General features: G+C 28.7%; 7 protein-coding genes. 5 read left to right on the top strand and 2 right to left on the bottom strand.

Annotated features, from left to right (window positions below):
* Positions 1 to 10: 10 nt before the first annotated feature.
* A complete protein-coding gene (gene radA, locus ACZ5CK_RS08700; RefSeq protein WP_464581428.1) occupies positions 11 to 1,351 on the bottom strand; it encodes a DNA repair protein RadA in 1,341 nt (446 codons plus the stop codon).
* Positions 1,351 to 3,849, bottom strand: a complete 2,499-nt coding sequence (locus ACZ5CK_RS08695) for an ATP-dependent Clp protease ATP-binding subunit (protein WP_464581427.1) — start codon at positions 3,847 to 3,849, stop codon at positions 1,351 to 1,353. The genes radA and ACZ5CK_RS08695 overlap by 1 nt, the downstream gene beginning before the upstream one ends.
* A gap of 118 nt (positions 3,850 to 3,967) precedes the next feature.
* On the opposite strand from ACZ5CK_RS08695, the gene ACZ5CK_RS08690 reads away from it, so the two are divergent.
* From ACZ5CK_RS08690 to ACZ5CK_RS08670, 5 genes are all read left to right on the top strand, one after another.
* Positions 3,968 to 5,266, top strand: coding sequence for an ArsB/NhaD family transporter (locus ACZ5CK_RS08690; RefSeq protein WP_464581426.1), 1,299 nt, complete (start codon positions 3,968 to 3,970; stop codon positions 5,264 to 5,266).
* 18 nt (positions 5,267 to 5,284) lie between these two features.
* A complete protein-coding gene (locus ACZ5CK_RS08685; RefSeq protein ID WP_464581425.1) occupies positions 5,285 to 5,830 on the top strand; it encodes a macro domain-containing protein in 546 nt (181 codons plus the stop codon).
* A gap of 9 nt (positions 5,831 to 5,839) precedes the next feature.
* Positions 5,840 to 6,439, top strand: a complete 600-nt coding sequence (locus ACZ5CK_RS08680; protein WP_464581424.1) for a hypothetical protein — start codon at positions 5,840 to 5,842, stop codon at positions 6,437 to 6,439.
* A 98-nt stretch (positions 6,440 to 6,537) separates the two neighbouring features.
* The gene (locus tag ACZ5CK_RS08675; protein WP_464581423.1) at positions 6,538 to 7,887 is read left to right on the top strand and encodes an FAD-dependent oxidoreductase; all 1,350 of its coding nucleotides are present in this window, start codon (positions 6,538 to 6,540) and stop codon (positions 7,885 to 7,887) included.
* 224 nt (positions 7,888 to 8,111) lie between these two features.
* Positions 8,112 to 12,335: a PolC-type DNA polymerase III gene (locus ACZ5CK_RS08670; RefSeq protein WP_464581422.1), complete on the top strand. Its 4,224-nt coding sequence runs from the start codon at positions 8,112 to 8,114 to the stop codon at positions 12,333 to 12,335.
* Positions 12,336 to 12,387: the final 52 nt, after the last annotated feature.

The raw sequence follows: 12,387 nt of genomic DNA, 5'->3' as shown, positions 1-12,387 counted from the left end.
ATCACCTCGATTATGAGAAAAATCTTTTTACTAGTTCAGAAAGATTTTTAACACTTAATATATCATTATATTTATTTTTTGATTGTGGAATAACAGTTGTTTCAATTCCTAATTTTTTAGCAAATGCTATTCGTTTATCTAAATCTCTAACATTACGTATATTTCCATCAAGACCTATTTCTCCTAGAACAACTATAGAATTGTTTGTGGAAATATCAAAAAGTGAAGATAATAAAGCATATGCAATGGCTAAATCACTAGAAGTATCCGAAATTTTGAATCCACCCGATGTGCTTAGAAAAATATCTTTGGATTCAATAGGCAACCTTAAACGCTTACTCAATACAGCGATTATCATTAAAAGTCTATCTAATGGTGCTCCAGAAGTAACTCTTCTGGGATTGCCATAAACAGGTTTACTAACTAATGCTTGTATTTCAATAGGTATAAGCTTACTTCCCTCTTTTACAATAGTTAAAACATTACCAGAAGCATTTTTATAGTCTTTTAGAAAATAATGTGTATATTCAGAGATAGGCAACAATCCTTTTTGCGTCATCTCAAACATTAAAATTTCATCAGTAGGTCCATATCTGTTTTTTAATATTCTGAGCATTCTCAGTCCTGATGTTTTTTCTAATTCAAATTGTAGAACTGCATCGACCATATGTTCTAATATTTTTGGTCCAGCAATGATTCCACCTTTAGTTACATGACCAACTATTATCAAAGTGATATTCCTTTTTTTACAGTATTCAGAAAGGTATCTCGTTACTTCCTTTACCTGTAAAACACTTCCTGCATATGAAGAGAAATTTTCGGATTTAATAGTTTGTATTGAGTCAATTATCAAAAATTCTGGTTTTTCTTTTAAAGACTCTATTAAAGATATAATTTTTTCTAGAGAATTTTCAAAGACAAGACCAATTTTCTTTTCTTCTTTTTTAACTTTTAGTCTATTAAATCTTTGAAAGACTTGTTCGGATGATTCTTCACCAGAAACATAGACAACAAATTTATCTTTGCTAACATTTGCTGATATTTGAGTTAAAAAAGTGCTTTTCCCAATGCCAGGTTCTCCGGCTAATAAATAGACAGCCCCTTCTACAAACCCATCATATAATATTTCATTTAATTCTTTAAATCCAGTATTAATTTTTTGTGGTTCTCTAATATTATCGGTTAAAAATAATATTTCTGATGGAGGGGTGTTTATTTTATCATTAAAAGTATCCGCGGTGAATTCCACCGCGGTATTCCATTCATTACATGAAGGGCATTTTGCAAACCATTTAGTACTTTCATAACCGCATTCAGAACAAACATAGTAATTTTGCTTCTTTTTCCCCATTATTGCACCTTCTGTTTAGGGGTAGCTCTTCTACCTTTTTTGAAATGTATTTGATTATTTTTTACATCAATTATGATTTTATCTCCTTCTTTAAATCTGCCTTTTAAAATTTCTTCTGAAAGAGAATCCTCTAAATAACGTTGTATCGCTCTCTTTAAAGGTCTAGCGCCAAAAATAGGATCAAATCCCTTTTCTATTAAAAGATCCACAGCCTCTTCTTTGAATTTTAAATGCAAATCTTTTTCCTTTAGTCTTTTTTCAAGATCCTTTAATTGAATTTTTATAATTTCTTTCATATCTTTTTTTGTTAAAGGATGGAAAACAACAGTTTCATCAAGTCTATTTAAAAATTCCGGTTTAAAAGCTTTTCTTACTTCCTCCATTACAGATAACTTTATCTCATTATATTTTTTCTCTTCTGATTCTTCATCGACAAATCCCATAGATCTTTTTGTTTTATTAATTGTCTCACTTCCAAGATTACTCGTCATTATAATGATTGAATTTCTAAAGTCTACCAATCTCCCTTGCGAATCAGTTAATCTTCCATCATCCATTATTTGTAATAAAATATTATATACATCAGGATGAGCTTTTTCAATTTCATCAAGAAGAATTACAGAATATGGTCTTCGCCTAACAGCCTCAGTTAATTGTCCACCTTCTTCATATCCTACATATCCTGGAGGTGCTCCAACAAGCCTTGAAACATTGAACTTTTCCATATATTCAGACATATCAATTCTAACTAATGCCTTTTCATCTCCAAATAAGTATTCAGCTATAGTTTTTGCTAGTTCTGTTTTTCCGACGCCAGTAGGACCTAAAAATAAAAATACACCAGTAGGTCTTCTTGGATCTTTTATTCCGCTCCTTGAACGTCTTATTGCACGGGAAACAGCTTTTATTGCGTCATCTTGCCCTATAACTCTTTCGTGCAATACAGCTTCTAAATTCAATAATCTTTCCATTTCAGACATTTCTAATTTTTTCAATGGAACTCCAGTCCAATCAGAAACTACTTCAGAAATATGTTCTTCAGTAATTTCTATTATTTCTTTTTCTGCTTTTTCACGCCACTCTGAATATTTTTTGGAGTATTTCTTTTTTAATGAAGATATTTGAGATTTTATTTTTTCTATTTCTTCGTAATCATCATTCTGCATTAAATATTCTTTTTTATTTTCTAATTCAGTAATTTTATTTAATAATTTTTTTAAATTATTTGGTAATGTTAAAGCGTTTAAACGTACCCTTGCACCAGCTTCATCAATTAAATCTACAGCTTTATCTGGTAAAAATCTATCAGTTATATAACGTAATGAAAGATTTACAGCAGATTCCAAAGCGTCAAATGTATATTTTACTTTGTGATGTTCTTCGTATTTTGTTTTTATACCTTTTAAAATCTCTAAAGCCTCTTCATATGTTGGTTCATTTACATATATCTTTTGAAATCTTCTCTCTAATGCTGGGTCTTTTTCTATGAATTTTCTGTATTCAGCAGGTGTTGTGGCGCCAATTACTGTAATATTACCACTTGCTAATGCTGGTTTTAATACATTAGCTGCATCCATTGATGAGCCTTCGGCAGCACCAGCTTCAACAATCATATGTAATTCGTCTATAAACAATATTATATCTTTGTTTTTTTCTAAAATTTGCATTAATTTTTTCATTCTTTTTTCAAATTCACCACGATATTTAGTTCCAGCAACCAATGAGGTTAAATCTAGAGAAAAAATACATTTATTTTTCAATACTTCAGGAACGTCACCTTCCACAATTTTTTTTGCTAATCCTTCTACAATTGCACTCTTTCCTACACCAGCTTCCCCTATTAAAACAGGATTATTTTTCTTTCTTCTGGCTAATATTTCCATCACTCTTCTTATCTCAACTTCTCTACCTATCACAGGGTCTAATTCATTTTTTTCTGCTTTATCTGTTAAATCAGTTCCATATCCTTCAAGTTGTTTGAGGGCATTTTGCCTTTGCCTAATTCTTTCTTCATTTTCTTCATCATAAGAAGTAGTTGAATTTTTAATACTATCGCTTTTGTTTAACATTAAATCTGCTAATTTTTTCCTCATTTCGACGAGATTAATTCCTAAACGCCTTAATACATGAGCGGCAATACCCTCTCCTTCTCTACATATACCAAGCAATAAGTGTTCAGCATCAATTTGTGATGTTCCAAGTATTTCTGATTCGTCATATGCTAATTCAATTATTCTTTTAGCTCTGGGGGTTGGTTGTGGTGAGGAACCAACGATATTATGAGAAGCATTAACACCCACTATATTAGTTATTTCAGCTTTGATTTTTCCATAAGTTAAATTATAATATGAAAAAATTTGAGATAAATATTTTCCACTTACTTTTAAAAGTCCTAATAATAAGTGCTCAGTCCCCACATAAGGATGTCCCATAAATCTTGCCTCATTCTGAGCTTCAATGAAAACCTTTGCTGCTCTATCTGTAAAGTTATCAAACATATTATCACCTCCGTATCTAATAATTATTTTAACACATTTTCTCTAAATTAAGAAGAATTTTTTTTTAAAACTTAAAATAGTTTTCAAGAGAACTTTAAAGAAAAAGAGTTTAATTAGAATGTTAAAACTATCTAAATTGGAGGCGGTTGATATGTCAGAGTTGTTGGTATTGGGTATAGCTATAGTCGCGTATTATTTTATAATATTTGCACGAAATGTAAAAAAGTCTATTATCACTTTCTTTTTTGGAGTTCTCCTTTTTATTTTAAAACCAGTTGAAGGATTGGAATTTGACAATTTAGGAAGAATAGTTAGTTTTGAAACGCTAGGTATTTTACTTGGTATGATGATTATTGTTGAGATATTAAAAGAAAGTGGTTTTTTTACATTTACAGCTATAAACGCTATTAAATTAAGTAAGTATAGATTTTGGGTAGTTTTAACTTTGTTGATGCTTGTAGTAACGTTATTCTCTGCTTTTTTGGATAATTTAATTACAATCATGTTGATAGCTCCAATTATATTTTTAGTTGCAGATACTCTTGAAGTTGATCCTGCTCCATTACTATTATTGACAATATATATAGATAATATTGGAGGTATGAGCACTTTAATTGGTAGTCCATTAAATATTGTTTTGGGTTCTGTTGGAAAATTGGATTTTACTAGATTTTTAATTGTTATGTTACCAATAACAGTTTTATCTTTTATTTCTATTTTAGCTATGTATAAAATAAATAATAAAGTTGATACAAAAACATACAATGAAAAATTAAAAAAATTATCCTCTATGGATCCCGAGAAAGCTATTGAAAATAAATCATTGATGTATAAAGGTGTAGGTGTATTTGCTGTTGTCTTAACGGGATTTATGCTACATTCTGTAATAAAAATAGATCTTGCTTTAATAGCAATATCAGGAGCATTAATTTTAATGTTATTAACTAAAAAGGATTTTGAAAGTATGTCAAGTAGTTTGGATTGGGATACAATGTTTTTTTATGGTGGTTTATTTACAATAGCTTTTTCATTAGAGGAAATTGGAGTTACTCAAATGATTGCTAATATCTTTAATCCTCTTTTGGCAACACCAGCAATTCTTATGATTGTAATAATGTGGGTTTCTGCATTTATTATACCATTTTTAAGTGCTGTACCTGGGACATTAATTTTAGCACCAGTTATTAAACTTTTAATAGTTCATGGAGCCCCGTATGAATTATGGTATGCATATGCAATAGGAGCAAATTTGGGAACTAATCTAACTCCATTAGGAGCCGTTCAAAATATTGTAGGGGTATCTTTATTAGAGAAAAATTACAATAAGACAATAACTTTTGCTGATTATATGAAGAAATCATTTTTACCAGTTTTAATTCCTTTGATTTTGGGTACAGTGTATATCTTTTTCGTTTAGTATTATGAGGTGTTTTTTATGAATAAAATTATATTTGAAAAGAATATAAATAAAATTACATTTAGAATTGTAGTAGGAGATTTGACAAAAGAAAATGTGGATGCAATAGTAAATGCTGCGAATTCTTATTTATCCCATGGGGGTGGAGTAGCAGCGGCTATAGTCAGAGCTGGTGGTAATATCATTCAGCAAGAGAGTAATGATTATATCAGGAAAAATGGTATAATAAAAACAGGTGAGGTTGGAATTACTTCAGGAGGTAAGCTGAAGGCTAAATATGTCATTCATGCTGTTGGCCCAGTTTGGAATGGTGGAAAATCTGGCGAAGAAAAATTATTGTATAATGCGATTTTTAATTCATTAAAAAAGGCGGATGATTTAAAGTTGAAGAGCATATCTTTTCCAGCTATTAGTTCAGGTATTTTTGGCTATCCATATAGGGAAGCCTGTAAAGTATATTCTAAAGCAATATTGAACTTTTCAAAAGAAGCAATAAATGTAAATGAAATTAGATTTTGTTTATTGGATGAAGGAAAGGCATTAGAATTATCAAGGTTTTTTTAGGAGGTTAATATGGCTACTTTAAAGATAAATCCTCAGGATAGAAAAGAACCAAGAAAAAAGAAAAAACATATATTATCTGAAAGAGTAAAGCCTGTGACAAAGAGCAAAGGTGCTAAGTTAGAAGTTTCTGAGGAAAAATATAATGTGTTTTCTGGAAATGCAGCTTTAGGGTGGTTAAAAGTAGTATTTTCCAGTTTTAATTTTTTAATATCATTATTACTAACTTTAATGGTTTTAATTGTTCAGATTCAAAAGCCATTAATACAAAGTATGTTAGGTAGCCAATTTACCTTAGATGTTTTAAATGTTATTATTTTGGGGGTACTATATCTTTTATATAGTGTATTAGAACAATTTAATGCAATTTACTATTTAAAAGGAAATATGAAATTAGTAAAGATTACAGCAGCTATAAAATTTATAATATCAATTATAATGATATTCTCAATATTATATTTAATTTTCAGACATGGTATTCAATGGTTTGGAACTTCAATATTTGGGAATACTTCCTTAGGAAAAAATCAATTATTTTATATTCCAAGTATAGTGTATTTGACATATTCTGTATTTTTGTCATTGTTATCATATTACGATATTTTGAAATAGGAGCGAAGCTCCTTTTATTTTTGATAATAATGTTAATAATTGTACTGTTTGATTAATATAAAATATCAAAATTAAATAGAGTTTTTGGAGGTGGAAAAATGGAAAAAATAGAGTATGATGTAGTTGTTTTAGGAGGTGTAGCAGCTGGAACAAGTGCTGCAGCAAGTGCTAAAAGAGTTAATAAAGATTTGAAAATAGCGATATTTCAAAAAGAACCATATATATCATATGGGGGTTGTGGTTTACCATATGTAATTAGTGGTGATGTTAAATCTCCAGAAGCAGTAATAGCATTATCTCCAGAAACATTTAAAGAGAAAAAAGGTGCAGATGTTTTTGTTAAACATGAAGCGTATGAAATAGATTTTGCTAATAAAATAGTTTATGTTAGATCTGAAGAAGGAGAAAAAGAAGTATCTTATAATAAATTAGTAATTTCTACAGGAGCATCACCAATTATTCCACCATTTAAAGCTTGGGGAGAAAATGGAATATTTAAATTAAGAAACCCTGATGATGCTAAAAATATTCTTGATTTTATAAGAGAAAATAACCCTAAAAAAGCAATTGTTATTGGCGGGGGATTTGTAGGTATTGAAACTGCAGAAGCATTAAAAATCCATGGTATAGAAGTTACTATTATTGAAGGAATGGATCATGTTCTTGGAAATATAGAACCAGAAATCCATGAAGAGTTTATAAATGGATTAAAAGAAAAAGGTGTAAACGTTGTTTTTAATACATTTGCTAAAGATATTGCGAAAGAGGATGGTAATTTTAAAGTAATTACAGAAGATAAAAATTATATCGCAGATATGGTTATTGTATCAATTGGAGTAAGACCGAATACATCATTCTTAAAAGATAAAGGATTAAATATGGCAAAAAATGGAGCTATTATTGTTAATGAAAAAATGGAAACAAATATTCATGATGTATATGCTGCAGGAGATTGTGCAACAGTAAATCATTTCATTACAAAAGAAAATGTATATATACCATTAGGAACTACTGCTAATAAACAGGGAAGAATTGCAGGTAAAAATTTAGCAGGAGGTAATGATTCATTTATTGGTGTAGTGGGTTCTTTGATTACAAAATTTGAAGATATAGAATATGCAAAAACGGGTTTGACTTTAGAAGAAGCTAAAGATAAAGGGTTCGACGCAGATGCGGTATTTATTAAGTCAGGAAGCAAAGCTCATTATTACAAGGGTTCAAAGAAATTAAAGATAAAACTTGTCTTTGAAAAGAAAACAGGAAGAATTTTAGGAGCGCAATTTGTTGGTGGAGAAATTCATCCACGATTAAATACTATAACTTCATTAATATATACAAATGGAACTGTTGATATATTAAGAAATATGGATTTAGCTTATTCACCACCATTTTCTCCTGTCTGGGATATAGATTTAGTAGCAGCAACTCAAGCAATAAAGAAGATCTAAAACAAGCATCAAGAGATGCTTGTTTTTTTAACTTTTTTATAGATTGTATAAAAAATACGACATCTTTTAAGATGTTTCAGTTTCTAAAAAATATAAAATAAAATAATCAAAATAATATTTGCTCATTTAGTGAAAATTCTTATTCCTCATTTTTTTAATTTGACATATAAATTTTAAAATTTATATGGTATAGTAAGAATGATATTCTTTCAGGAGGTCTTTCGATGAAAATTTCGGATTTTTTACTTTCCAAAATAGGGTTTGATCCATTTAATCTTCAAGGAGAAATAGAAATAAAAGACGTAATAATTTTAAAATTAAATAATCCTTTAAATGAAGGTGAAGAAAAAAAAATAAAAAAGTTTTTCTCGAGGCTAATGAAAAAGACTGTCAAATTTATTTTGTCTAGTGAAAAAGATCTAAATTATATATTAGAGCATTGGATTGATTTAATAAAAGGACATGAAGAAGAAAATTATTTAAGATTTTTATTACCAGACACTGAAGATGATGACTTAATATTTAGAGTTTCAAATAAATTTGCATTAGAAAAAATTAAAAAAAATAAAAAAATAGTTGAAGATATAATAATAAGGAGTATAGGTTTTTTACCACATTATGATTTTTTATATGATGAATCAATTAATATAAATTACTTGGAATTTGAGGATGAACGAAAATCTTTTTTAGATAGAAATGATAATATTTACGAAGATAAATCTTATAATGCACAAGAAGAAAAAATCTTTAATAGTAGTAATAATCAAGAATTGGGGAAAAATGATGAAATTATTCTGGGAAATAAGTTTAAGAAAGTTTCTATACCATTAGATAAATTAAATGATGTAATGTATCAAACTTCAAAAGTTGTAGTTGAGGGGCAAGTTTTTTTTAAAGAATATAACGATAGAGCTATAATTTTAACTATGTACATAACAGATAATAAAGATTCTATAACAATTAAAGCTTTTAAGAATTCAGCAGAAAAAATAAATGAAAAAATTAAAGAAAATGATTATATTAAAGTTGAAGGAAAAATAACCTATGATGAATATCAAAGAGAATACGTAATAATTCCAGAAAATATATTAAAAGTAATTCCAAAAGAAAGAATTGATGATGCTGAGGAAAAAATGGTTGACTTGCATGTACATTCGAAATTTAGTGCTCTTGATTCAGTTTTGGATGTTGAGGAATTGGTTAAAACTGTAGCAAAATGGGGTCATAAAGCGGTAGCTATAACGGATCATGAGGTTGTTCAATCTATACCAACTTTTTATAATGCAGCTAAAAAACATAATATTAAACCAATATATGGTTGTGAAATAAATGTTGTTAACAATAAAGTTTCCATAATTAATAATTTTTCTGATGAAATACAATTTAATTCTAAATTTGTTGTTTTTGATTTTGAAACGACAGGTCTCGATCCAAATATCGAGGAAATAATAGAAATTGGTGCAGTGAAAATTGAAAACGGTGAAATAACAAATACATTTCATGAATTAATTAAACCTAAAAAAAGTGTTCCATCAAAGATACAAGAAATAACTGGTATAACTAATGAAATGTTAATAGATGCTCCAGTTATTGAAGATATATTACCTAAATTTATGGATTTTATATCGGATTCAGTATTAGTTGCGCATAATGCAAATTTTGACTATAGATTTTTAAGAAGATGGGTTAAAGAAATAATGAATATAGAAATAAAAATACCATATATTGATACACTTGCCATGGCAAGAGCATTATTAAATTTAAAAGGTGGTCATTCTCTTGATAAAGTTGTTAAAGCTCTTGGATTGGGTAATTTTGAGCATCATAGGGCTCATGAAGATGCTAAAGTAACTGCTTATACATTTTTAAAACTTTTGGAAAAAGCTAAAGGGAGAGGTATTAAAACTTTAAATGATTTAATTAATCTTGAAAAAATGATAGATTTTAAAAAGTTGAGAAAATATCATGCTACAATATTGGTAAAAAATAGAATTGGTTTGAAGAATTTGTATAAATTAGTTTCTAAAGCACATACGGAATATTTTTATAGAAATACAACTGTATTACTGAATGAGTTATTAGAAAATAGAGAAGGATTATTAATAGGAAGTGGATGTACTAAAAACATAATTTTTGAAGAGTATTCAAGGGGTGCATCAATTGATGAAATTAATTCTCTGCTGAGTTTATTTGATTATATAGAAGTTCAACCATTAGACAGTATAGAGCATAATGGTGTTGATTCAGATAAAATTAAAGATTTTTATAAACTTTTATATGAATCAGCTAAGAATTTTAATATTCCTGTTGTAATGACAAGTAATGCACATTATTTAAATAAAGAAGATAAAAAAGCAAGAGATGCTTTGATAATAGGCTCAGCAACGAAAGGTAAAAAAAATAAAATATATGAATCTAATAAATATTTAAGAACAACAAAAGAAATGTTAAAAGCAGCATATGAAATTTTTGAAGATGAAGAAATAGCTAAAGAGATAGTAGTAAAGAATACCAATAAAATTGCTGATTTAATAGAAGAGATAAAACCTTTGGAAGGAAAATTGCATCCACCAATTATAGAGGAAGCTGACGAAACAGTAAGAAAATTAAGCTGGGATACAGCTAAAAAAATATATGGAGATCCATTACCTGAAATAGTAAAAGCAAGAATAGAGAGAGAATTGCATTCAATTATTAACCACGGATATGCAGTATTATATTTAATGGCTCAAAAAATTGTAAAAAAGTCAAATGACGATGGTTATTTAGTAGGTTCTAGAGGTTCTGTTGGATCATCTTTAGTTGCTACCATGATGGGAATAACAGAGGTTAATCCATTACCTCCTCATTATGTTTGCCCTAAATGTAAATACAGTGAATTTATAACAGATGGTTCATATGATTCTGGGTATGATTTGCCAGATAAAAAATGCCCAAGATGTGGAACCGAAATGAAAAAGAATGGACAGGATATACCTTTTGAAACGTTTATGGGATTTGAGGGGGATAAAGTTCCAGATATAGATCTGAATTTTTCAGGGGAATATCAGACAAGAGCACATAAATTTATTGAAGAATTATTTGGTGAAGATCATGTATTTAGAGCAGGTACTATATCAACTGTTGCAGAAAAAACAGCTTATGGATATGTAAAAAAATATGCAGAGGAGTATGCTGGAGGATTAAAAAATCCTGAAATAATTAGATTAGCTAAAAAAATAGAGGGTTCAAGGAGAACTACAGGGCAGCATCCGGGAGGATTAATGATTGTACCTAAAAATATGGAAGTATATGATTTTACACCTGTTCAATTTCCTGCAAATGATAGAAAAGCAAATACAATGACTACACACTTTGACTATCATGTTATTCACGATGACCTTGTAAAACTTGATGCACTTGGACATGATGATCCTACATTTTTGAAGATGTTAAGTGATTTAACAGGAATAGAATATAAAAATATAAAAATGGATGATAAAGAAACGATGTCAATTTTTTCTTCTTCAAAAGTTTTAGGAGTTGATTTAAGTTCTGAATTAAGGACAACGGTTGGAACATTGGGGATTCCAGAATTTGGAACTCAATTTGTTAGAGGTATGCTTGAAGAAACTAAACCAAAAACTTTTGCAGCCTTGGTTAGAATATCTGGACTGTCTCATGGAACAGATGTTTGGTTAAATAATGCAAGAGATTTAATTGCTGCGAAACAAGCGACAGTTGATGAAGTAATAGCTTGTCGTGATGATATCATGAACTATTTAATTCAAAAAGGATTAGATAAAAAACATTCATTTTTTATCATGGAAAAAGTAAGAAAAGGAAAAGGCTTAGCAGAGGAAGATGAAGAAGAAATGAAAAAAAATAATGTTCCAGAGTGGTTTATTAAGTCATGTAAAAAAATAAAATATTTATTTCCTAAAGCTCATGCGGCAGCATATGTGAGCATGGCATTTAGAATTGCATATTTTAAAGTTCATTATCCTTTAGCTTTTTACGCTACATATTTTTCTGTAAAAGGTGATGAATTTAATACAGATGTTATATTAAAAGGTAAAAATGCTATTAGATCAAGAATATTCGAATTAAAATCTTTAAAATCTTTGGATGTAAAAGAAAAAAATGAACTTACAGTTTTAGAAATAGCTTATGAAATGATTTTAAGAGGATTTGATTTTTTACCACCAGATATTTATAAGTCTGATGCAAAAAATTTTATTATTGAAGGAGATAAATTAAGAATACCATTTATTAAGGTTCCAAATTTAGGTGAAAAGGCGGCTATAAGTATTATAAAGGCTAGAAAAGAAAAGGAATTTTTATCTATCGAAGATTTGTTAAATAGAACAGGAATTAATAAAACTACAATTGAAACATTTAGAAAATTAGGAATATTGAAGGGATTGCCAGAAAAAAATCAAGTAAATTTATTTGAAGATCTATTTTAAATATATTATATATATCAAAACATCTCCTTGTAGAAAATCCACAAGGAGATGT

Source organism: Marinitoga okinawensis, assembly GCF_055387075.1.
This window is presented reverse-complemented; position numbering and strand designations above follow the sequence as displayed.